Source organism: Allorhizobium sp. DMC15, from assembly GCF_056314065.1.
In genome coordinates this window covers 1,031,527-1,053,016 of sequence record NZ_JBQUZB010000001.1, presented here as the reverse complement: position 1 = coordinate 1,053,016, position 21,490 = coordinate 1,031,527, and the positions used below count along the sequence as shown (strand labels likewise).

General features: G+C 62.6%; 20 protein-coding genes. 7 read left to right on the top strand and 13 right to left on the bottom strand.

The window, feature by feature from the left end:
- Positions 1–58 precede the first annotated feature (58 nt).
- Together ACT53S_RS05115 and ACT53S_RS05110 are read left to right on the top strand one after the other, a co-directional pair.
- Positions 59–2,590, top strand: coding sequence for a FecR domain-containing protein (locus ACT53S_RS05115; RefSeq protein WP_476066152.1), 2,532 nt, complete (start codon positions 59–61; stop codon positions 2,588–2,590).
- Positions 2,587–4,821, top strand: coding sequence for a CHASE2 domain-containing protein (locus ACT53S_RS05110; RefSeq protein WP_476066151.1), 2,235 nt, complete (start codon positions 2,587–2,589; stop codon positions 4,819–4,821). Before ACT53S_RS05115 ends, ACT53S_RS05110 begins: the two co-directional genes overlap by 4 nt.
- 56 nt (positions 4,822–4,877) lie before the next feature.
- Here ACT53S_RS05110 and ACT53S_RS05105 read toward each other — a convergent pair whose 3' ends face one another.
- The 4 genes from ACT53S_RS05105 to ACT53S_RS05090 form a co-directional block, all read right to left on the bottom strand.
- Positions 4,878–7,157, bottom strand: a complete 2,280-nt coding sequence (locus ACT53S_RS05105) for a SulP family inorganic anion transporter (protein WP_476066150.1) — start codon at positions 7,155–7,157, stop codon at positions 4,878–4,880.
- 162 nt (positions 7,158–7,319) lie between these two features.
- Positions 7,320–9,626, bottom strand: coding sequence for a SulP family inorganic anion transporter (locus tag ACT53S_RS05100; protein ID WP_476066149.1), 2,307 nt, complete (start codon positions 9,624–9,626; stop codon positions 7,320–7,322).
- 197 nt (positions 9,627–9,823) lie between these two features.
- Positions 9,824–10,345 carry a DUF721 domain-containing protein gene (locus tag ACT53S_RS05095; RefSeq protein ID WP_476066148.1) on the bottom strand — a complete coding sequence of 174 codons (522 nt, stop codon included), beginning with the start codon at positions 10,343–10,345 and terminating at the stop codon, positions 9,824–9,826.
- A gap of 2 nt (positions 10,346–10,347) precedes the next feature.
- Positions 10,348–11,568 carry an O-antigen ligase family protein gene (locus ACT53S_RS05090; protein WP_476066147.1) on the bottom strand — a complete coding sequence of 407 codons (1,221 nt, stop codon included), beginning with the start codon at positions 11,566–11,568 and terminating at the stop codon, positions 10,348–10,350.
- A gap of 66 nt (positions 11,569–11,634) precedes the next feature.
- On the opposite strand from ACT53S_RS05090, the gene mutY reads away from it, so the two are divergent.
- The 3 genes from mutY (at position 11,635) to ACT53S_RS05075 (ending at position 13,962) form a co-directional block, all read left to right on the top strand.
- Positions 11,635–12,720 carry an A/G-specific adenine glycosylase gene (gene mutY, locus ACT53S_RS05085; RefSeq protein WP_476066146.1) on the top strand — a complete coding sequence of 362 codons (1,086 nt, stop codon included), beginning with the start codon at positions 11,635–11,637 and terminating at the stop codon, positions 12,718–12,720.
- A gap of 3 nt (positions 12,721–12,723) precedes the next feature.
- On the top strand, positions 12,724–13,335 hold the full coding sequence (locus ACT53S_RS05080) for an HAD family hydrolase (protein WP_476066145.1): 612 nt from the start codon (positions 12,724–12,726) through the stop codon (positions 13,333–13,335).
- A gap of 264 nt (positions 13,336–13,599) precedes the next feature.
- On the top strand, positions 13,600–13,962 hold the full coding sequence (locus ACT53S_RS05075; RefSeq protein WP_476066144.1) for a nuclear transport factor 2 family protein: 363 nt from the start codon (positions 13,600–13,602) through the stop codon (positions 13,960–13,962).
- A 77-nt stretch (positions 13,963–14,039) separates the two neighbouring features.
- On the opposite strand, the gene ACT53S_RS05070 is transcribed toward ACT53S_RS05075, so the two are convergent.
- The 4 genes from ACT53S_RS05070 to ACT53S_RS05055 all read right to left on the bottom strand — a co-directional run bounded on the left by ACT53S_RS05070 (position 14,040) and on the right by ACT53S_RS05055 (position 16,279).
- Positions 14,040–15,170 (bottom strand): DNA methyltransferase, encoded by a 1,131-nt coding sequence (locus tag ACT53S_RS05070; RefSeq protein WP_476066143.1) that lies wholly within the window; start codon positions 15,168–15,170, stop codon positions 14,040–14,042.
- 170 nt (positions 15,171–15,340) lie between these two features.
- Complete coding sequence (locus ACT53S_RS05065) at positions 15,341–15,535, bottom strand: type II toxin-antitoxin system HicA family toxin (RefSeq protein WP_476066142.1); 195 nt, start codon at positions 15,533–15,535, stop codon at positions 15,341–15,343.
- Positions 15,465–15,785: a DUF1902 domain-containing protein gene (locus tag ACT53S_RS05060; protein WP_476066141.1), complete on the bottom strand. Its 321-nt coding sequence runs from the start codon at positions 15,783–15,785 to the stop codon at positions 15,465–15,467. The genes ACT53S_RS05065 and ACT53S_RS05060 overlap by 71 nt, the downstream gene beginning before the upstream one ends.
- A gap of 137 nt (positions 15,786–15,922) precedes the next feature.
- The gene (locus ACT53S_RS05055) at positions 15,923–16,279 is read right to left on the bottom strand and encodes an MmcQ/YjbR family DNA-binding protein (protein WP_476066140.1); all 357 of its coding nucleotides are present in this window, start codon (positions 16,277–16,279) and stop codon (positions 15,923–15,925) included.
- Positions 16,280–16,453: 174 nt separating this feature from the next.
- On the opposite strand from ACT53S_RS05055, the gene ACT53S_RS05050 reads away from it, so the two are divergent.
- The gene (locus tag ACT53S_RS05050) at positions 16,454–17,434 is read left to right on the top strand and encodes a sensor histidine kinase (RefSeq protein ID WP_476066139.1); all 981 of its coding nucleotides are present in this window, start codon (positions 16,454–16,456) and stop codon (positions 17,432–17,434) included.
- A 5-nt stretch (positions 17,435–17,439) separates the two neighbouring features.
- Here ACT53S_RS05050 and ACT53S_RS05045 read toward each other — a convergent pair whose 3' ends face one another.
- Together ACT53S_RS05045 and ACT53S_RS05040 are read right to left on the bottom strand one after the other, a co-directional pair.
- Positions 17,440–17,868, bottom strand: coding sequence for a DUF1284 domain-containing protein (locus ACT53S_RS05045; protein WP_476066138.1), 429 nt, complete (start codon positions 17,866–17,868; stop codon positions 17,440–17,442).
- Between the two features lie 24 nt (positions 17,869–17,892).
- Positions 17,893–18,483: a biotin transporter BioY gene (locus ACT53S_RS05040; protein WP_476066137.1), complete on the bottom strand. Its 591-nt coding sequence runs from the start codon at positions 18,481–18,483 to the stop codon at positions 17,893–17,895.
- A gap of 427 nt (positions 18,484–18,910) precedes the next feature.
- Here ACT53S_RS05040 and ACT53S_RS05035 point away from each other — a divergent pair, with 427 nt between their 5' ends.
- A complete protein-coding gene (locus tag ACT53S_RS05035; protein WP_476066136.1) occupies positions 18,911–19,765 on the top strand; it encodes a carbonic anhydrase in 855 nt (284 codons plus the stop codon).
- A gap of 176 nt (positions 19,766–19,941) precedes the next feature.
- On the opposite strand, the gene ACT53S_RS05030 is transcribed toward ACT53S_RS05035, so the two are convergent.
- The 3 genes from ACT53S_RS05030 to ACT53S_RS05020 all read right to left on the bottom strand — a co-directional run bounded on the left by ACT53S_RS05030 (position 19,942) and on the right by ACT53S_RS05020 (position 21,367).
- Entirely contained in the window at positions 19,942–20,622 is a 681-nt protein-coding gene (locus ACT53S_RS05030; protein WP_476066135.1) for a GntR family transcriptional regulator, read from the bottom strand.
- Between the two features lie 74 nt (positions 20,623–20,696).
- Positions 20,697–21,041, bottom strand: coding sequence for an antibiotic biosynthesis monooxygenase family protein (locus ACT53S_RS05025; protein ID WP_476066134.1), 345 nt, complete (start codon positions 21,039–21,041; stop codon positions 20,697–20,699).
- The gene (locus ACT53S_RS05020) at positions 21,038–21,367 is read right to left on the bottom strand and encodes an NIPSNAP family protein (protein ID WP_476066133.1); all 330 of its coding nucleotides are present in this window, start codon (positions 21,365–21,367) and stop codon (positions 21,038–21,040) included. The genes ACT53S_RS05025 and ACT53S_RS05020 overlap by 4 nt, the downstream gene beginning before the upstream one ends.
- Positions 21,368–21,490 lie beyond the last annotated feature (123 nt).

Below are 21,490 nucleotides of genomic sequence, written 5' to 3'. Positions count from 1 at the left end.
CAGTCCGGACGCAAGACCGCCACACGCCCTTTCGCCGGCGCTGCCCTAGGAGAGCAACATGAACCGCATCCTGTCGACATCAGCGCTTCTCGCCGCATCCGTCGCCATGGTCGTCTCGACCGCAGCACCGGGCCATGCCGAAACCAGCGTTGCCGGCGTGACGGCGGCGGTGAACCCGACCGCATCAGCGTTGGAGCCGAGCGGAAAACGCAAGCTGATCTCACTCGGCGATCCCGTGGTGCGCGATCAGCGGATCGAGACCGGACCGGAAGGCCTGGTGCAGATCCTGCTCGCCGACGGCACCTCGTTCACGGTCGGGCCGAATTCTTCCATCGTCATCGACAGCTTCGTCTACGATCCGGAGAAGCAGACGGCATCGCTTGCCGCAACCATGACCAAAGGGGCTCTGCGCTTTATCGGCGGCAAGGCGTCGAAGGCCGGCGGCGATGTCAAGATCGACACGCCGATCGGCACGGCCGGCATTCGCGGCGCCGTGGTGGACATCAACCTCGACGGCAAGACTGCAGACGGACAGGTAATCCCACCGCATGTCTCGCTGGTCTTCGGTAAACAGGTGGAACTGAACAGCCGCGGCGCCTCGCAGCGCGTCTTCCGCCCGGGGTATTCGATCGTCGCCGGCAGCGGCGGCAATGCGGTCCAGCGCACTCCGCCGGTCTGGGTAAGCTCCCTGCAGCAATATCTGGCCGGGCGGCCGGGCCTGACGGGTGGCGCGCAGACCGTGCCAACCGACAACAGCGTGCGCAACAGCCAGGTGGCGACCAACAATTCGCAGCAGCCTCCAGCGAAGAACAACATTCCTATTCCCCAGCCGAAGCCGCTTCCGGTGAAGTCGCCGGAGCAGATTGCGGCGGAAGCCACGCGGGATACGACGCGGCCTGAGAGTTCCTGGGATGGATCGGTGGGCGTGGTTTACCAGACGGTGAATCAGTGGAACGACGAGGAACTGACGAGCAGCTACGGTCGCATGACCAAGCAGAGCGACGGCTCATGGTCGGGCACAGATGGGGACGGCGCAAGTTTTACCCTGACCGGCATCACAGCGTCCAACACCCTGACCGACGCGGCGGCAACAGGTACCAGTAGCATTCTGGGCAATTTGACCGGCACCGCCTACACCGGCAGCGGGGAGTTCGTTGCCTATCTGATGCGCTCGATTTCGGACGACAAGCCCTTCTACGTGGTGGGTGGCAAGACGGCGAGTATGGCCTCGACCTTCTCGGGGACAGACGTGCTGCATTATGTCGTAAGTGAGGATCCCGCCTCCGGTGCCGTTACGATCGGGGCAGTCAATCCGGCTCTCGCTGCAGCGCTTGATACCACCGATGTGGTATCGAGCGATCTGCTCGTGGTGGGGGCGTCGGGTACCACATATGACAGCGACGCGATCGTCGGCAAGGCGATCCAGGCCTCCCTCTCCATCAGCGGCGATGGAACGAACCAGACAAGCGCGATCAACGTCACGGCAGGCACCTTCGCCCATCTGGCAAGCGGCGGCAAGGGACTGACGGCCCTCAGTTCGGGCGGCTATCTTTCGAGCGCCTCCTCCACCGTGGCCAACGAGCAGTCCACGGTCGAAACCATCGGCGGCAGTGCGGGCAAAGATCAGTTGTTCGGCAATAACGGCGAATACATGGTGATCGCGGGTAGCCAGGAGAACTGGGGGGGCGGTGGCAACACCTTGGACACGGGCGCCAATGTCGTCAGCCGTGACGACACCGCGACCGAAAATGGTGGTAGGAGATCTTTTGCCAACAAGACAGTCACCGGCTTCGCGGCTGGCGCGATGAACAGCTCCAGCACCACCGAACTGGCCACTGGCACGGTATCCTGGAATGTCAACGGGACGACAAACAGCTTTATCGGTGCCATCCACGTCGATGGGATCAACAGCGTTGAGGATGCCGAAGTCTATATGTCTGCGAGCAATTCGCAAACCGCCTACCTTAATGACCAGCTGATCGCGGCCGCCGGCGAGGTCGACGGTTCCTACATCGTTTCCTCCAAGGTAGTTCCGGCCGAGATCTTTGAATATCACAACGGGCCGACGGTCACGGCGAGCGCAGAAATCTGCAGAAATTGCGAATTCATGACTTGGGGTTGGTGGGGCCAAGCCCAGGGGCCGGAAACCTCGACCTCGGTCCATCTCGGCAACTGGATCATCGGCCAGCAGCCCGCCAATACCGCTGTGCCCACGACCGGAAGCGCTACCTATAACGGGAACGCGGTCGGGACGGTGATCAATGGATCATCCCAGTACATTGCGACCGGCACCATGACGTCGACGATGAATTTCGGTGCGCGACAGGGCACGGTGGAAATCAATGATTTCGACAGCAAGGATTTCACGACAGTCGTCAGTTTCGACAATAGCGGCGCGCCCAAGTCCTCCTTCACTGGTAGCAGCACCGTCGGTTCGATGACGAGCAGCATCACTGGCGCGTTTGCTTCCGATGGCTCCGGCACGACGCTCGGCAATGTCAAAGGCATCATGGGCAACTTTACCGCCGTCGATGGAAGCTGGTCTTCCACTGGCATCTTTGCCGGCAGCACGTCTGAGATCTTTCCGTGACAGGCCAGACGGCGGGCGCAGCGAAGTCACAGGCTCGCCCGAAAGGGTGGCGTCTGTCGTCCTCGCAGCGGCGGCGAACAGGGGTGATGCTGATCGGAGCGGCGGCGCTGACGGGTTTCATCACGCTGCAGGCTGTCTTCGCCGGGCAGGCCTTTCGCCTCACGGCTCTCGTGTTCGACAGTTACCAGAGCATCAAGCCGCGTGTGGCGACCGATCCGCCCGTGGCCGTTATCGACATCGACGAGGCCTCGATCGCCAGGCTCGGCCAGTGGCCGTGGTCGCGGCGGGTGGTCGCCGACATGGTGGTGCGCGCGAGCGGGCTCGGGGCGGCTGCAATCGGCTTCGACATCGTGTTTTCGGAGCCGGACCGCACCGCGCCATCACGACTGATCGAGGAAATGCGCCGCCAGGGCGTGTCGCTCGAAATCGCCACGGCTGCCCTGCCCGATCCGGATCTTGCCCTGGCCCGGGCCGCAGGGGACAACCCCGTGGCTCTCGGCATTGCACTGACCAACGAAACAGAGGCGCCCGTCGCGCCACCGAAAGCTGGCTTCTCCTTCCTGGGCAAAGACCCCGCTCCGGCGCTCGACCGCTTTTCCGGGGCACTCTCGAACCTTAAGGTTCTGACCGAGGCGACGAATGCGATCGGATACTTCTCCTTTCCGCCTTCGGCAGACAACATTATCCGCAGCTTTCCGCTCGTTTCGAGCGCCCAGGGCAGGCTCTATCCAGCCCTTTCCGTCGAGACGCTTCGCATCGCGCAACAGGCCGGCTCCTTCATCGTCCGCTCGGCTGAAAGTGGCGGCCGGCTGGCGATGACAGACCTGCGGGTGGGCGCGCTGGATGTGCCTGTCGGCCCCGGCGGGGAGATGTGGATCTATTACTCGGGTTTGCCCGCGATGCCGGTGATCTCGGCCGCAGACCTTCTCGATCCGGCAAAGGCAGCAATCCTCGGGCCGATGATCGAAGGGCGCATTCTGTTGATCGGAACCAGTGCCGTGGGCTTGCGTGATCTCGTGGCGACACCCGTCGATCCGGCGATGCCAGGGGTCAAGGTGCATGCGGAGATCATCGACCAGATCGCCAGCGGCATTTTCCTGCAACGACCGGACTGGATTACCGGTGCGGAACGGGTTGTTGCGGTCGCAGTCGGCCTCATGCTGGTGGCCGCGCTCGCGCTTGGCTCGCCGGCCATTGCCGTGGCTGTCGCGCTCATCCTTTCGGTGGCCGTCGGAGCTGCCTCCTGGCTTGCCTTTTCCAAGGCGCTCCTCCTTTTCGATCCCCTGCTGCCGCTCGGCGGACTGGCCTCGGTGCTTCTCACCGCCCTGCCCCTTCTCCTGATGCTGACGCATCGGGAAAAGCGCTTCGTGCGCGAAAGCTTCGGCCGCTACCTTTCGCCGACGCTGGTGGAACGGCTGTCGGAGAACCCGGAAGGGCTGAAGCTCGGCGGCGAGGATCGGGAGCTGACGATCCTGTTCTCGGACATTCGTGGATTCACGACCCTGTCCGAAAGTCTCACGCCGACCGAACTGACCGCGCTGCTCAACGGCTTCCTGACGCCGATGACCGACGTTTTGCTGGAGCGCGAGGCGACGATCGACAAGTATATCGGCGATGCGATCATGGCGTTCTGGAACGCTCCCCTCGACATTGCCGAGCATGCGAGGAAAGCCTGCGATGCGTCGCTTGCGATGATCGCGGCACTCGATGCGCTGAACCGGGAGCGCGGCACGGCCCTGAAGATCGGCATCGGCCTCAACACCGGCATGGCCTGCGTCGGCAATCTCGGTTCAGACCAGCGTTTCAGCTATTCATGTCTCGGCGACAGCGTCAATCTGGCTTCCCGCGTCGAAGGCATGACGAAGCTCTATGACGTCGCGATCCTGGTCACCGAGGAGGTGGTTCGCCAGGCGCCCGGTTTCGTGTTTGCCGAGGTGGATCGCGTGCGGGTGGTCGGGCGGCGGGCAGCCGTGCGGCTCTACACGCTGCTTGGGCGCGAGAGTGATCCCGCCGTCAGCGACCTTGCGCCGATCCTCGCCCGGCACGAGGCGTTTCTCGACCTGTGGCAAACAGGCGATCTCGACGCCTGCCGGCGAATGGTCGAGGCGTTGCTGTCGCTGGCGCCCAATCCGCTGTCCGGGACCCAAAGGCTTTATCGTTCGCGTCTTGAAACGCTGCCTGAAACCGCTCCCGATGACTGGGACGGCGTGTTTACCGCAAACAGCAAGTAGCGCCGAACACGCTCTTTCTGTCCCGCAGGCTTCGCCACCCGATCCGTTCGTGCGGTCTATTCGTGCAGCGACTGCACAACGCGGTTGGCGATGGTGAGACGCTCTGCGAGCGTGGTCGCACAGAGCCGGTGGATCAGAAGCGCCAGTTGCGGATCCACCGTTTCCAGGTGGCGCAGTTGCTGGCGGCCGAGACGGTAGACGGTCGAGGGTATGTCGGCCACGACATCGGCCGTGCGTGGGCCGCCGCGATAGATGGCGATTTCGCCGAGCACGACACCCGGCTTGACCGTTCGCAGACGCAAGGAACGCCCATCCGGCAAACGCGCTTCAACTCGCGCGCGGCCCTTCCACAAGAGGAAAAGATCGTCACCGATCTCGCCTGCGCGGATGAACCGGTCGCCGGGCTGAAGATCGATCCGTTCCATGGCCGCGACCAGATCCTGCAGCCGAGCATTGGGACCGATCGTCTGGGCGAGGTAATCCTCGACATCGCTCCAGTCCACCTCGTCCGGCAAGGACGCCAACAGGCGCTCCTCACAACGCTCCAGCGCGTGGTCGAGATCACGCTCCACGGCGACGGTCGGGTCGTCGACAACGTCCAGGCCGTTGCGGCGCAGCGCCGTTTCCACCCGCTTGTTCATGCCGCAGACGAGGAGTTCCACGTCGCTCGCGACCAGCATGTTGCGGATCTTGACGAATGCGGCACAGGCGGCGGCATCCATGCCGCTCACCCGGCGAAAATCGAGGATGACGAAACGCAGCGACAGTCGCGTGCGGTCACCGAGGCGCTGACGGACCGCGCCGATGATCTGCTCCACTGTGCCAAAAAAGAGGAATTCCTGCAGCTCGAGCACCTGGACCTGATCACCTTCAAGATCCAGCAGCGTGTTCTCGGCAATGGGCCTATCGATACTCGATCGTCGCTGCCGGGCCGAGGTATCGGCGCGGATCACCGAAAGCCGCGCATAATTGTAAACGAAGGTGACGATCGAGAGGGCCAGGCCCAGGGCCATGCCACCGATGAAACCAAAAGCCAACATGCCGAGCGGGATAGCCAGCACCACCAGCCATTCGCTTACCGGCAATTGCCGCCGCGAGCCCCAGAGCCAGTCATGGATCAGTTCGAAACCCAAGGTGAGCATCAGGCCGGCGGCAATGAAGGTCGGCATGGCACCGGCGAGCTGTCCGGCAAAGGGCAGCATCAACAGCAGCAAGGCCGCGGTCACCACTCCTACGGAACGCGCATGGGCGCCCATGCGGTTGGCAAGCAGCGTCATACTGAGGCCCGTGAAGCCGGGCGCCCCGCCGAGACCGCCGGCAAGAAGATTGGCAAGCCCCGCAATGCGCAATTCTGCGTCGGCATCGATCTCGCGGCGGGTTGCGACCTCAAGGCCGCTGGTGTTGAGAAGCACCCCGACCATGCTGAGCAGCGCCACCGATGCAATCGCCGGCCCGGCATGGGCGACCACCGCCCAGTCCGCGCCTGTGACAATGGCAAGTGGTGACGGCAGTTGCAGACCCGATGTCGGCGGCATGGACGGCAGCCATTGCAGCATGCGTGCCTGTTCGGAGGTCACGCCCAGGAAGGCCAGCATGGCGTAAAACAGCAGCGCACCGGCAAGCATGACGATCGGGGCGGTGACCGGGTTGCTGGCATTCCTCAGGGCGAAGGTCAGCACGATGGCAAAGATCAGCGCGATGTAGAGATTGGCGAGCGCCTGGTGACCGAGTGGCTGGATGAGGAGTTGGGGCAGCGAGCGATCACCGACCACCATCATCACGGCACCCTGGATGAGCAAGAAACCGGAGCCGGCAAGGAAGCCCGCCACCACCGAAAAGGGCATGAAACGGACCAGGCGACCGAAGCGGCAGGCGCCGAAGATCCAGAAGATCGCGCCTGTGGCCACCGCACTCGTGCCGAGAATTGCAAAAGCCGTCTGAATGCGGGTGGCTTCGGACGCTCCCTGCAAAGAGGGCGAGGCCATGGCGGCAGCGATGGCTGTGGCGAGGATGGCGATACTCGCCTCCTGCACCTGGCCGACGCTCGAGGGGTAGCGGCTGCGCAGCGCAATCAGCAGCGCGATGACGACACAGGAGAGCAGGATGACACCGACACCCATTCCGAAACCGGCGGCGAGCGGCCCGGTGAAAATCAAGGCGGCGAAGGCGATGCTGGTGCCCAGGCCATCAATGCCCGCGATGGCGGCAAACAAGAGAGGAGCGGAGAACTGTGCCAGCCTGCCTTTCGGCAGGACCTTCGGTATCGGATGATCCATGGCCGGGACCAGGGCATCGGCGGGCAGTTCAGGCTGGAACTTGTGATTGCTGACGTTCACCGTGGCCGTTCCTGCAAACTGGCGATTGAGGCACCAGGGAGGCGGGGAGTTCTACCGATTGGTAGACCTGCCGCCAACAGCCGACAACGGGCCGCGCCTGATAGACCCAAACTTGGCCGATCAAACGCGCGAAGCCTTTGGCAGACTTGTCTAATTTGAGATTCATTCATGCAGTGCCTGGACGGTGCGATTGGCGATCGTGAGGCGTTCGGACAACGCTGTGGCACAGAGGAGGTGAACCAGCACGGCGAGATGCGGATCTGTCCGTTCGAGAAGAAGAAGCTCGCGGCGGGTCAGGCGATACACCGTCGATGGCAGTTCGGCAACGACGTCGGCCGTGCGCGGACCATCGCGGTAGATGCCGATTTCGCCCAACACGACGCCTGGAGTGACTGTGCGCAGACGCAGGACCCTGCCGTTCGGCAACCGGGCCTCAATGCTCGCGCGTCCCGTCCAGAGAAGATAGAGATCGTCACCGGTGTCGCCGGCACGAATGATCCGATCACCCGGCGAAACGTCGATCCTTTGCATGACCGCGACGAGATCGTGCAGGCGTTCGTTGGGGCCGATGGTGCGGGCGAGATAGTCTTCGACATCGTGCCAGCCCTCTTCTACCGGGACGGTGGCGAGGAGGTGATCCTCGCAGCGCTCCAAGGCCCGGTCGATGTCGGCCAGCAGCAGAACCGCATCATCGCCCTCAAGATCGAGACCGTTCAGGCGAAGCGTTCTTTCCACCTGAGCGGGGAGCCCACAGAACACCAGGACCGCACCGGCACCGGCGAGCAGATTGCGCGTCTTCAGGAAGGTGACGGCGGCGGCGGCATCAAGGCCGCTCACCCGCCGGAAGTCGATCACAACATGGCCGAGTGCGGGGCGTTCCGGATCGCTGAGACGCTGACGGACCCGCTCCATCACCTGTTCGGCTGTGCCGAAGAAGAGAAATTCCTGCAACTCCAGCAGCAGAACCCTGTCCCCTTCCCGGTCGAGAAGCGCGTTGTCCGCGATCGGTCGATCGACACGAGATCGGCGTTCCCGGGAGGAAGCCTCGACGCGGATGACGGAGAGGCTGGCATAGTTGTAGACGAAGGTGACCACCGACAGTGCCAGGCCAAGCGCCATGCCGGGGAGAAAACCCGCCACGACCATGCCGAGAGGAATGGCAAGCACAGTGAGCCATTCACTCTGCGACAGTTGCCGGCGTGCCTTCCACAGCCAGTCGTGCAACATCTCGAAACCGAGCGTCATCATCAGACCGGCCGCGATGAACACGGGCATAATGCCGGCAAGCCCACCGGCAAAGGGCAACATCGTGAGCAAAACCGCAGCAGTTGCGAGACCGACGAACCGGGTTTTTGCACCCATGCGGTTGGCAAGCATGGTCATGGACAGGCTTGAAAAGCCGGGCGGCCCGCCCAACAGGCCAACAGCGATGTTGGCGAGACCAGCAGTGCGCATTTCCCGATCGGCGTCGATCTCGCGGCGGGTCGCAACTTCGAGGCCGCTGGTGTTGAGGAGGAGGCCGATCATGCTGAGCAGGACAACAGAGGCGATGGCCGGCAAGGTGTGAGCAACGGTCCACCAGTCGGCGCCTGAAAACACATCCAGCGGCGACGGCAGGGCAAGGCCCCCAGACGGTGGCATGGCAGGCAGCCAGTGCATGGCGCGGGCTTGCTCGACCGGCAGGCCGATCACGGTCAGCATCCCGTAAAACAGCAAACCGGCACCGAGCATCACGAGCGGCCCCGTAGCGGGACTGGCGAAACGGCCGAGAGACCAAAGCAGAACAAGGGCGAAAATCAATGCCACCAGCAGATTGCTGAGGACCGGACGTCCTTCTGACAACGAAAGTGCGGTGAAGCCGCCTTCACCCAGCACCATCATCACCGCGCCCTGAACCATCAGCGCGCCAGAGCCGGCCAGGAAGCCGGCAATGACGGGATAAGGCAGAAAGCGCATGAGCCGACCGAAGCGGAAAGCGCCGAAAATCCAGAACACGAGACCTGTCGAAAGGCCGCTTAATGCCAAGACGGCGAAGGCTGTCAGGACCCGTGTCTCGTCGCTCGCATCCGTCATCGTCGAAGTCGCGCCGGCAATGGCCGTGGCGAGGATCGCGACGCTCGGTTTGCGAACCTGGCCGATGCTGGAGGGATAAAGGCTGAACAGCGCCATCGCGAGAACCAGCACGACGCTCGAGAGGAGGATAAGACCGACCCCCATGGCGAAGCCCCGGGCGAGCGTGCCGGTGAAGATCAGCGCGGCGAAGGCAATGCTGGTGCCAAGACCATCCAGGCCGGCGACCAAGGAAAAAAGCGCCGAGGCAGTCGTGTTGGCGAGGTGATCGGACCGGGCGGAAGCGAACGCGTTGCTTGCATTGCCATGAGAAATGCCAGCAGGTGGTTCTGCGCCCTCGGGCGGATGCGCCTTGTCGTGAACAGGCTGCGGCGAGCATGTCGGATTATGAAGGTTCACCGGGGCATCCATCGCGGCAAGCTCAACCACGGATTTGGTCTGCCCTCATTCGTAGCCCTCGCCATCGGCAAGCGGCAACGGCCGGGGAACAATCGACCCAGATTTGGCCGCTGCAGCGCAGCATTCTTATGCGCGACGCAGCATTTCACGCCCTCGCTGCACGTCGGACGCGGAACCGTCCACAGGGCGGCGGTCGTTCAGCGGGCCCCGCCGGGTCGCTTCGTCCTTGAAAGCACAGCCGTCCCCAGGCGTTCGATCGCCCGGCGTAAGGTGTCGTTTTCGATACCCTCCATCAGGTTTTCCAGATGTCGGGCCTTTTCTCCCTCGAGCTTTTTCGGTGCGGGACGGCGGAGGGCCGCGTTCGACACCGGCTTCTGCACAATGCGGATCTGGCCGATCGCAGGATAGCCGAAGAAACCGTTGATGCGCGCGATGAGTTCACCTTGGGCATGCGACAGAAAAAGAGCGCGCGCGCCCTCACAGGCGATCGTCAGGACGCCCGGGCGATGGCCGCCGTCCTCGTCGAGATCGCTGCGGCGGGGCCAGGCGATCTTTTCCGGTCGGGTGCAATCGGCAAAACCGCCACCGACGATATCTTCCCACGAGCCGAGCAATGCCGTGTTGATGCCGGCGCGACGCGCGAGCACCGGGTCGACGATGCCGTTGGCAATCTCGGAGATCTGATTGGCGCCCCGGCGCTGAAAGTTTCGTCCCTCCATGATCAAGGAGCCCCCGACTTGGGCAGCGTTTCAAAAGCTTCGGGTGCGGGCGTTGCGATGGCGCTCGCGACAATCACCGAGCCGATCCAGAGAAACAAGGAATCATAGATGTCGTGGCCGAAGATGAAATTGCTCATGCCACCCAGGACATAGGTCGCCACGAGGCAAAAGGCCATGAACAGTCGTGGACCGTAAAGAGCGTTTCGCTCTGCCCGCCATGCGATGACCAGAGGCGCTAGCAGTACCGCAACGAGAGCCATGAGGCCGACAATTCCGCTATCGACCAAAGCTGTGATGAAGCCATTGTGAAAATGCGAGTAGCTGTATCCGGCGGCCGTAATCAGGGCACGGCGATTCTGGAGGCCATGGCCATCGAAAAAGCCCGACTGGACCAATTCCAGCGCTTTCATCCACAGATCGAGCCTCACCGTATAGGACGCGCCCCAGGCGATGTCGCCCCGCCCCGCCAGCAGGCCCGAGACTTCTTCGAACCGTTCGACACTGCCGGAGACGTAGAACCCAATGGCGACCACCGCGAGCAGCGAAAATACGCCTGCGAAGATTTTGAGCCCGCTTACCTGATCGCGCAAAAAGAAAACAGCAAAAACAAGCGCTGCGACGAGAGGGGTCGGCATGAGACCCTTCGTCTGCGACAGGAAGATGCACAGGTATCCAGCGACGAAACCAAGCCCCGCCAGCGCCCGCCAGCGGCGGTCAGTGTCGAGCAAGCCGGGCAAAGAAAGCACGCTCAGCAGAGCGCAGGTCATGGCGAAGGGGATCGCATTGCCACTTCCTCCCTCGACCCGCTGGTCGAGAATGAAGGCCTGAAACAAGGCGAGCGGAAGAACGGCAACCGCGCCAATCGCCGATGCGCGTACCAGCGTCGCAAGGAGGCAGCGTCCGCTGCAGACGGCAAGCCTGTGCATCAGGAACAAAGGCGCGAGAAAGAGGAGTTGCGGCCCGAATTTGCGAAGCTCGGCCAGCGGAGAGGCGAAATTTTCCCCGAAATGCATAAAGAAAAACAGGGCGTTAACAGCCACATAGAAAAGAAGAACCACACTGAACGCGAGAGGCGCCGGGTCACGAACCCAAGACAGGCGCCCGAGCATCAGATAAATCAGGGCCCAGCCGGCAGTCATCACCAGCAGCGCCGTGACGACGGAGCCGCCCAGCGCAGCCAGCCCGAAAACGACGAAGAGGGCTGCAACATTGTTTTCAGCCATCGATCTGTCGAATACATGCATGCTTAAACGGTCCCCTTGCGGGGCATAGAGGTAAACGGAAACGTGATGGACCACAAGACAAAGCCGGGCGCCGAGACGCTGCTGTCCTGGTATGACCGGCATCACAGGGAGTTGCCCTGGCGCATCTCTCCGGCCGCCGCAAAAGCCGGGGCCGTGCCGGATCCCTACCACATCTGGATGTCGGAAGTCATGCTGCAGCAGACGACGGTCGCGGCAGTGAAAGCCTATTTCGCCAAGTTCATCAGCCGCTGGCCGAGCGTGACTGCGCTCGCCGAGGCGCCAATTGAAGACGTGATGGCCGCCTGGGCCGGGCTCGGCTATTACGCCCGCGCCCGCAATCTGAAGAAATGCGCCGAAGCGGTGGCGTTTCAGCACGGCGGTGTCTTTCCCGACACCGAGGAGGGACTCAGGGCCCTGCCCGGCATCGGTGATTATACCTCTGCTGCGGTCGCGGCGATCGCCTTCAACCGGCCATCGGCGGTGATGGACGGCAATGTCGAGCGGGTGATTTCGCGGCTTTATGCCATCGAAGCGCCGCTTCCCGGCTCCAAACCGCAGATGAAGGCCAAGGTCGCGGCACTGACACCGACCGACCGGCCGGGCGATTTTGCCCAGGCGATGATGGATCTCGGTGCCACGATGTGCACGCCGAAGCGCCCCGCCTGCGCCCTCTGTCCGTTCAACGATGCCTGTCTCGCGCTGGCAGACGACGATCCCGAACGTTTTCCGGTGAAGGCGGCCAAGAAGGCCAAGCCGGTGCGGCAGGGGGCGGCCTTTGTCGCGGTGGATCGCGACGGGCGACTGTTGTTGCGCAAAAGGGTGGAGAGTGGGCTCCTCGGCGGCATGACGGAAGTGCCGACGACGGACTGGACATCGCGTCAGGACGGCGAGACAGGGCTGAAAGCCGCCCCCTTCCCTGCCGACTGGCAGTCGGCGGGCACGATCAGTCATGTCTTCACCCATTTCGAACTCAGACTGTCGATCTTCCGCGTCGGACCGATCGATACTCCATCGGGAAATCACGGTTTCTGGGTGCCCGTCACCGAACTTGATGGGGAAGCGCTGCCGACTGTCATGAAGAAGGCAATTGTGGCGGCTATCCCGACAGCATTTCCAACTCCTAAGGGATAAAACATGACCGAGATTCGCCACATCGTCTTCGACATCGGCAAGGTGCTGATCCATTACGATCCGAACCTGCCGTTTCAAAGGATCATTCCTGATCCCGACGAACGGGCGAACTTCTTTGCCACGGTCTGCACCCATGACTGGAACATCGAGCAGGACCGCGGGCGCAGCTGGGCAGAGGCGGAAGACCTGCTGATATCAGAGTTTCCCGAACATGAGGCCAATATCCGCGCCTTCCGGCAATATTGGTCCGAGATGGTGCCGCATGCCTATGACGACAGCGTCGCCGTCATGACCGGACTGATAGAGGCCGGCCACGACGTGACCATGCTGACAAACTTTGCGGCCGACACCTTTTCCGAAGCGCGCAAGATGTATCCGTTTCTCGACAAGCCGCGCGGCGTCACCGTCTCGGGCGAAGTGGGTCTGATCAAGCCGGATGTCGCGATCTACGAGCGGCACGCCACGGATTACGGCCTGTCGCCAGCGCATTGCGTTTTCATCGACGACAGCTATCCGAATGTGGAAGGTGCGCGGGCGGCCGGCTGGAAAGCGGTCCACTTTACGGGTGCCGAACAGCTGAAGGCGGATCTGCGGTCTCTCGGGGTCGAGATCTGACGTCAGCGCTGACAAAAAATAGGCGCGGGTGGAGTTGGCGGACCCCGACCCGCGCCAGTCCGGCCGCAAGCGGCCGAAGACGTTACGGGGCGGTGTCGATAGGCTGACGTTTCATCCCGTGTTTTGTGCAGCGGTGTTACGGCGAGCGGCTTGTCCGAAGCTGGTCTCCGTGACCAGATACGGTAAACTGATCACACACCATGCAGGGGCCGGTCCCGGTCTCTGCACTTTTGCAAACACACCCTGCCACTGCCCGGAGACCCCATGCCTTTTGATCCCGTCACCGCCGCCCGCACCTTTCACGAGGCGATCAATGCGCTCGACTTCGCCACCATCGACGGCTTCTTCGCCGAAGATGCGGTCTACGGGTCGGTGAAGGTCGGCCAGCTTTCCGGCAAGACCGAAATCATGGCCGCGTTCCGGCGCTATTTCGACACCTATCCGGACCAGGTGGCCGTGGATGAACTGACCGAAGCCGTATCGCCGATGGCGGCGCGCGCCGTCTGGCGGTTGAAGGCCACACATGCCCAAACGGGCGAGCCGTTGGTGCGCTTCGGCGAAGAGACGATTACCTTCAACGATGAAGGCAAGATCATCTCGGTCGACGTGACCGACTATAAGGTGTGACGATCAAACATCGCCTTAGAATGCCCAACGCCCGCTCCATGGAGCGGGCGTCCGTCGTTTGATCGTTCGTCCGAAACTCAGTCGAGCTTGATCATGCCAGCACGGACGATGGCACGCAGGTCGTCGATCGGTTTCAGCGCACCGTCCTGTTCGAAGTGCCAGAAGGTCCAGCCGTTGCAAGCATCGAGCCCCTGTACCTTGGCACCGAGGCGATGGATGGAGCCGGCCTCGCCGCCGGACACCAGTGTGCCGTCGGCGCGGATGATCGCCGAGTGGCGGCGCTTCGCATCGGTCAGCACCTGACCGGGCTTGACGAGGCCGCTTTCGACCAGCGTGTTGAAAGCAACGCGGGCTTCGCCCTTCTTGCCGGTCATTACGGTCAGTTCGACCTTGCCCAAAGGCTCGACAGCGGCGATGCGGGCCGAGGCGGCATCGATGTATTCCTGTTCGCGTTCGATGCCGACGAAGTGACGGCCGAGACGCTTGGCAACGGCCCCTGTCGTGCCGGAGCCGAAGAAGGGGTCGAGCACGATGTCACCGGGCTTGGTCGAGGCCATGATGACACGGGCCAGCAGCGCTTCCGGCTTCTGGGTCGGATGGACCTTCTTGCCGTCGTCGCCCTTCAGCCGTTCGCCGCCCGAGCAGATCGGGAAGAGCCAGTCCGAGCGCATCTGGACGTCGTCGTTCGCCGCCTTCATCGCATCGTAATTGAAGGTGTAACCCTTGGCCTTCGGATCGGGCGAGGCCCAGATCATCGTCTCATGGGCATTCTGGAAACGACGGCCCTTGAAGTTCGGCATCGGGTTGGTCTTGCGCCAGACGATGTCGTTGAGGATCCAGAAATTCATGTCCTGCAAGGTCGCGCCGACGCGGAAGATGTTGTGGTAGCTGCCGATGACCCAGATTGTTCCAGTCGGCTTCAGGACGCGGCGGCAGGCGAGCAGCCAGGCGCGGGTGAAAGCGTCATAGGCTTCGAATGAGGCGAACTGGTCCCATTCGTCGTCGCAGGCATCGACGAGGCTCTGGTCGGGACGGTGCAGCGCGCCGCCGAGCTGCAGGTTGTACGGCGGATCGGCGAAGATGACGTCGACGGATTTGTCGGGAAGGGCTTCGAGAGCGGAAACGCAATCGCCCTTGATGATGCTGTCGACCCAGGCAAACGGGTCGGACGAACGGCGGAGTTCGGCAATCGGAAACACAGAAGCCATCGGTTACTCACTCTTACGCTGACGCAGCACGGGAACACGAGGCTTATGGTTACCGAAGTTGGTTACCGAAGGGTGAAGAGGACGTGAGATTTTGTCCGGGGGTGGGATGCCCCTCGTGAGTTTGTCCAATGGCACCCATGTGTTACTGCATGACGCTATTCCAGAAAAACTCAGAAAGCTTTCGGCAGCCCCGCTTGCTTCAAGGTCTCGTTGGCAGTGTGGCGCGACCTCACACCGTGATCGACCGTGAAGTGCCGATTCGTGATGGGGCTGTACCAAATCTCGTGGTCGCGCTTACCCGGTCGGACAAAGGTGCAACCTGCTGCGATCAGTCTTTCCTTCAGATCCCGCAGATAGCTCGCCATAGACGTGCCAGAAACTAGGATTGGGTATCTTGCCGATCTGTTCTGCGAGAATGTGGACCGGAATTTCCGGCAGATCTGAGCCTACTCCATTCAACTCAAGCAAATCTGCTACGGCAGCCATCACCTTGGGCTGGAGCTTTTCCATACTCTCGGATTCCACTGCCAGTCCTTCAATATCACTGCTCGTGGCGACCCAGACTTCGGCATCTTCGTCCCAGGATGCACGTACGATAATTGACCGCGTATTCATCTTGGCCTCCGCAGCTATGGATTGAAGGGCAAGTTACACCGAAACGACCAGTCACGAAACCCGCCGCCGCCAGACCCCATCAAATCGCACGAGGCGAATGCTTGGCATACCTCTCGACCGGCTACGTCTTGCGGACTTCATAACCGAGTGGACGCGGAGGCCTCATCCCAAGCCTTCACCACCGCCTTCTTCGCCTGTGCCCGCCACACACGCGTCAGGTTTTCCCGCACCCATTCGATATCCACCCGATCGGGCCGGGCCAGCACCATCGGATAGGGCCGATGATGGTCGGTGGTGAAGAAGGTGTCTGGGTCCATCTCGATCAGGTGGTCGCGCTCCTCGAAGGGGACCTTGAAGACCGGGCAGTCATGGGTCGGGTTCCAGAACAGCATGACCCTGCCGTTGACCTTGAAGGACGCGGCGTTCCAGGAGGTGGTCTCTTCCGTGGTCGGCAGAGCGAGGATGATCTGGCGCAGGGTGTCGAGGGTGATCATGGTTGGGCCTCCCATCAAGAAAGATGCCAGAGATCACTGGCGCTGTCATGCGACGGTGTTAAGAGTGTAAGATCGAAGCGATGCGAACGCATGGCTCCAACCGGGCGCGGCCATCAGGCGCTCACACATGCAGTCTTCTCGACCTGAAATCCTTGTAACGCGTGCAAAATGAAGATGTCGCCCACTGAAATCCATGATCATCGCTTCGTGCAGGCGGCCCTGGCGTCCTCGGATGACTGCATCAAGATCCTTGGTCTCGACGGCAGCCTTCAATACATGACCGACGGTGGACGGCGTGTGATGGAGGTCGACGATTTCAACGCTATCAAGGGCTGTCCCTGGCCCGATTTCTGGCGCGACGAAGGTAATCATGCGGCGATCGCCGCCATTGAAGCCGCGCGTGAAGGGCGCGAAGCCCGGTTTACCGGCTATGCCGATACGGCGAAGGGGAATCGACGTTTCTGGGACGTGAAAGTGAGCCCGATCCTGGCCGAAGACGGCAGCGTCGAGAGCATTCTCTCGGTGTCCCGCGACATCACTGCGATCAAGAATTTCGAGATCGAACAGGAACTGCTGCGCGGCGAACTCTCGCACCGGATCAAGAACATCCTGGCCCTCGTGCAGTCGCTCGCCAACCAAACTCTGCGCAACGACAGCGACATGGCGTCTTCGCGGACCGCATTCCTTGAGCGCCTGCACGCACTCAGCCATGCGCAGGATCTGTTCATCAGCCGCAATCAGGTCTCGACAACACTGTTGCAGCTGGTGGAATCCGTCATCTCGACGCAGGATCCCGGTCGCGTTGATGTCGACGGGCCCGACGTGGATCTATCATCCAAGAGCAGCATCGCCTTCGCTTTGACACTGCACGAGCTGATGACCAATGCGGTGAAATACGGCGCGCTGTCGAATGGCGAAGGCCAGGTGGAGATCTCCTGGTCCGTCGGCCCAGGCGAGAGCGGCCCGGAGCTTCGGTTCCAGTGGCGCGAACGCGGGGGGCCGGTCGTCGTTGCCCCGAGCCGCAAGGGGTTCGGTTCACGCATGATCGAGAAGGCGCTGGTCGGCTACATCAAGGGCGAGGCCGGCATCACCTATGCCCCGGCGGGTCTTGTCGTGCAGGTAAAAGCCCCTCTCTCCGCACTGCTTGCCGTTTGATCCTATCAGCGCGGGGGCGCAACGCGCACCGAGGTAAAGCCATCCCCGGCGACCTGATCACATAGATCCAACCACTCACAACCGGCACAGGCCGAACGGATCTTACCCGTGGCAAAGTTGGCTCGGAGCCGCTCGATCAGGGCAAGGGTCGGCGTGATAAGGGCACCGAGCGGCAGCGGACAGCCGAGCAGCCGGGCGACGGCGTCTGCCGCCTCGCGGTCGCGCTCCACGACGCTCGCTCCATGGCAATGCGCCTCTGGATCTGCCGTCAGAGGCCCACAGATATCGTCCGGCCCCGCCACCAGTTGGATCTCCTCGCCGGCCGAAAGCCTTGCGGCAATGGCTTCGTAGTTCTCAACGAAGGCGGGCGAATAGCCCTTGCCGACATAGGTCAGCATGCAGAGCAGGTGGTGAGGACGGAGCCGGACGGTCATTCTTCTGTTATGACAACTGGCCGGTCAGAGGTCGAGCGGCCGGGCCGTTCGGCGGGCCAGCGCCAGCAGCAGGGCGGCAGCGAGCGCCGATTTGATGACGGCGCCCAGAATGAAGGGCGTGACGCCAAAGGCCAGGCCCTTTTCTAGGCCGATCAACCACGACAGCCAGGCGCCGCCGATGGCGAGGCAGAGGATGTTGGCCGAGAGATGGGCGAGAAAACTCTTGATCACGCGCTGACCCGTCCAGCCCTTTTCGGCGAGGTAACCGGCGAGGGCTGCGATGATCGGGAAGGCAGCGAGATAGCCTGCCGTTGGGCCGACGAAAGACGCGATCCCCCCGGAGGCATTGGCGAGAACCGGCAGGCCGAGCATGGCCTCGCCGAGCCAGGCGAACACCGTGAGCGAACCGAGACGCCAGCCATAGAGCACACCGATCATGGTCATGGCGAAGGTCTGCATGGTGATCGGTACCGGCACCATGGGCACGGAGATCTGCGAGGCGAGCGCCAGCACACACGTGCCGAAGAGGAGAAGCGTGGCCTGGAAGGGTAGCGAACGGCCCGATATGCCGAGCGGATCGAAACCGCGAGCGGCGGGCGCGAGAATGGTCGTCATGGGCAAACTCCATTTTATAGATAATTCATTCAGGCGTGATTCTTTTATCTACTATTTTCTTAACCAGCAAGAGCTGGCTCGACATGCAAGAAGAGACAACAGCCAGACGCTCATGAGCAGACCTCTTCAATCACGCCGATTTTTCCTATTTTTTCAATCTTTTCAGCCTGTCTCAGCGGTTCGTCGTTCCGTGACAAATTATCTATAATTTTCGACCCGCCGCCGCCCACGCCATCGTCGACGTCGTCACAGCCTAAAAAAGGTCGAGTTCCGCACGATTACGAGGCCTGTTGAGAAAACCATAATTTACCGATGACGGGCAGGATGGCGGACATGGCGACATGCGATGGCCATCGGCGGCGTGAACCTCTCACTCACCGCCGGCCGCGCGGATCAACACCCATCCACCGTACACCGGAGCAGACCAATGTGCCTCGACTGCAGCATCAAGAGCCCGAGGGGCCTCAAGCGCCGCCACCTGATGAAACTGGCCGCCCTCGGCTTTGCCGCCGGCGGGACCGCGCCGATCGCGCTGGCATCGGAGACAAAGACGCCTCCGGCTGCAGACGCGCACGACGCGGACGCCCATGCAGCCGAAGCGCCGGCCGAAGGCGGTCATGATGCCCCTCAGGCGGCCAAGGCCAAGCCGGCCGCCGACCCGCACGCGGCGCCGGCCGATGGCCTGACGCCGAAACAGGCACTGGCCAAACTGAAAGAGGGCAATCGCCGTTTCGTCGAGGACGCCAATGCCTGCGCTGTCGATCTTGCCGCACGGCGCACCGAGCTTGCCGCCGGCCAGCATCCCTGGGCGATCGTGCTCACCTGTTCCGACAGCCGGGTGACGCCAGAGCTCATCTTTGGCGGCGTGACGCTCGGCGAACTCTTCGTCGTGCGCAATGCCGGCAATGTGCTCGATACCGGCGCACTCGGCACGATCGAATACGGTACCGAACATCTGCATGCGCCGCTGGTCGTGGTGATGGGTCACAAGAAGTGCGGTGCGGTGGCGGCCGCCTGCGACGTGGTCAAGAAGGGTGTGGAACTCGAGGGTTCGATCGGCAAGATGGTGCAGCCGATCCTGCCGGTCGCTCTTTCGGCCCTGTTCACCTCGGAGGATTTCGTCGGCCAGACGGTGCGCAACAACGCCGTTTCCGGCGCCAGGCGCATCACCGAAGAAAGCCCCATCGTCTCGCATCTGGTGGAGAGCGGCGCGGTGAAGGTGATCGCCGCCGTCTATGACATCGAGACGGGCGAAGTGCAGTTCATCGACAAGATCGCGTGAGGACCATCTCCCAGCCCGGCGTTTCGGCCGAACCACCCCTCCCCTTGAGGGGGAGGGTCGGACAGCAGGTCCGGGGTGGGGTGAACATTGGTGTCTCACCACCGCCTATCATGCTCGCGGCAGATCACCCCACCCGCCGCTTCGCGGCGACCTCCCCTCAAGGGAGGTGGGATTGATCATCCAACGATCGCAAAGCCTTCCGTCTCGGCACGCCCAGGTACCGGCATGGGCGCGCGGCCGATCCACTGGACGTGGCGTTCGAGGATGCGGGCGGCTTCCGTTGCGTTTCCGGATTTCAGCGCTTCCAGGATGGCGCGGTGGTCGTGGTCGGTGCGGGCTTCCCAAGTGGCCCGCCAGGCGACGAATAGGAAGCGAGCGGAGACGGCATGCAGGTCGTCGATGACCGAGAGGAGCCGCGGCATGCCGCAGGTGGAGACGATCAGGCGGTGGAAGCGGCGGTTGGCCTCCTCCCAGGTGCGAACATCCTTGGCGTCGTCTGCATCGGCTGCGGCCTGTTCGGCGGCGGCCAGAACCTCGGGCGTGAGGTTTGGGGCGGCGTGGCGGAGGGCGAGCACTTCCAGCGCCGCGCGCATCTCGGCAACTTCGCGCACCTGCTTCAGGTCGAAGCTTGCGACCCGCACGCCACGGCGGGGCAGAGAGACGACAAGGCCCTGCGCCTCCAGCCGTCGGAAAGCTTCGCGCACCGGCACATGGCTTGCGCCGAATTCCTCGGCGATATGATCCTGGGCCAGACGCGCGCCGGGCACGAGTTCGCCATGGATGATGCGCTCCGCCAGCGCGCGGCTGATGCGGCTCGCCACCGTGTCCTTCGAGGAATCGTCGCGCGTCTTGGGCATGCGGTCATGCATAGAGAGCGGGGCATGGCTTGTCGAGGGAGTGGGATTGCAACCTCATCCCCAAACCCCTCCCCTCACCCATGCCGGGCGCGACTGTCCTCCGGGGCCTCGGCACGGTCGTCCAGACCATAGTCGCGCAGCACCTCGGCGACGCGGAGGCGGTAGGCGGCGAAGACGCCGCCACGGCCGGCGGACTGGGCGGTCCGGTGTTCTTCCGTCTCGCGCCAGCGGCGAACCGCTTCTTCATCACGCCAGAAGGAGAGCGAGAGCAGCTTGCCGCGCGTCGTCAGGCTCTCGAAGCGCTCGACGGAGATGAAGCCGTCGGTCGCCTCCAGATGGGCACGCAGGTCCCCGGCGAGGTCGAGATAGCGGTGGCGCTCGCCGAGAAAGGGCGTCACCTCGAAGATGACGGCGATCATGGCTGGACCTTCGAGGATGCCGGGTTGGAGACGTTCTTCAGGAAGAGGCGGTCCTCCTGCAGGATGAAACGGGCGTTTCTGGCGAATTCGTAGTTCGCCTTGCCCAACGGATCGGCGGCAAGCCTTGCGCGATAGGCCTCGTACGCTGCGAGGTTTTCGATGTTGTAGATGCCATAAGCCGTGGTGGCCGAGCCCTCATGCGGGGCGAAATAGCCGACGAGATCGGCGCCGCAGCGCGGGATCGCCTCGCCCCAGTTGCGGGCATAGGTGGCGAAATCGTCGCGACCGAAGGGGTCGATGCTGTAGCGGATGATGCAGGTGATCATGGGTGGCTCCTCGTTTGTTGCAAGGCGGGTTTGCCATGAACGAAGGCTGGGATGCTTCGATCGGGATCGAAGTTTTGGCCGCCCCCTAGATAGTTCGACCGGGATCGAAGCATTGGCTACAAT

Bases quoted from the DNA above. Each gene is read 5' to 3' on its own strand.
- ACT53S_RS05020 (WP_476066133.1), bottom strand. From the start codon at position 21,367: ATGATCACCTGCATCATCCGCTACAGCATCGACCCCTTCGGTCGCGAC.
- ACT53S_RS05070 (WP_476066143.1), bottom strand. From the start codon at position 15,170: ATGGCTTCTGTGTTTCCGATTGCCGAACTCCGCCGTTCGTCCGACCCG.
- ACT53S_RS05035 (WP_476066136.1), top strand. From the start codon at position 18,911: ATGTGCCTCGACTGCAGCATCAAGAGCCCGAGGGGCCTCAAGCGCCGC.
- ACT53S_RS05030 (WP_476066135.1), bottom strand. From the start codon at position 20,622: ATGCCCAAGACGCGCGACGATTCCTCGAAGGACACGGTGGCGAGCCGC.
- ACT53S_RS05055 (WP_476066140.1), bottom strand. From the start codon at position 16,279: ATGATCACCCTCGACACCCTGCGCCAGATCATCCTCGCTCTGCCGACC.
- mutY (WP_476066146.1), top strand. From the start codon at position 11,635: ATGGACCACAAGACAAAGCCGGGCGCCGAGACGCTGCTGTCCTGGTAT.
- ACT53S_RS05040 (WP_476066137.1), bottom strand. From the start codon at position 18,483: ATGACGACCATTCTCGCGCCCGCCGCTCGCGGTTTCGATCCGCTCGGC.
- ACT53S_RS05025 (WP_476066134.1), bottom strand. From the start codon at position 21,041: ATGATCGCCGTCATCTTCGAGGTGACGCCCTTTCTCGGCGAGCGCCAC.
- ACT53S_RS05065 (WP_476066142.1), bottom strand. From the start codon at position 15,535: ATGGCGAGCTATCTGCGGGATCTGAAGGAAAGACTGATCGCAGCAGGT.
- ACT53S_RS05095 (WP_476066148.1), bottom strand. From the start codon at position 10,345: ATGGAGGGACGAAACTTTCAGCGCCGGGGCGCCAATCAGATCTCCGAG.
- ACT53S_RS05075 (WP_476066144.1), top strand. From the start codon at position 13,600: ATGCCTTTTGATCCCGTCACCGCCGCCCGCACCTTTCACGAGGCGATC.
- ACT53S_RS05060 (WP_476066141.1), bottom strand. From the start codon at position 15,785: ATGAATACGCGGTCAATTATCGTACGTGCATCCTGGGACGAAGATGCC.
- ACT53S_RS05115 (WP_476066152.1), top strand. From the start codon at position 59: ATGAACCGCATCCTGTCGACATCAGCGCTTCTCGCCGCATCCGTCGCC.
- ACT53S_RS05045 (WP_476066138.1), bottom strand. From the start codon at position 17,868: ATGACCGTCCGGCTCCGTCCTCACCACCTGCTCTGCATGCTGACCTAT.
- ACT53S_RS05080 (WP_476066145.1), top strand. From the start codon at position 12,724: ATGACCGAGATTCGCCACATCGTCTTCGACATCGGCAAGGTGCTGATC.
- ACT53S_RS05090 (WP_476066147.1), bottom strand. From the start codon at position 11,568: ATGGCTGAAAACAATGTTGCAGCCCTCTTCGTCGTTTTCGGGCTGGCT.
- ACT53S_RS05050 (WP_476066139.1), top strand. From the start codon at position 16,454: ATGTCGCCCACTGAAATCCATGATCATCGCTTCGTGCAGGCGGCCCTG.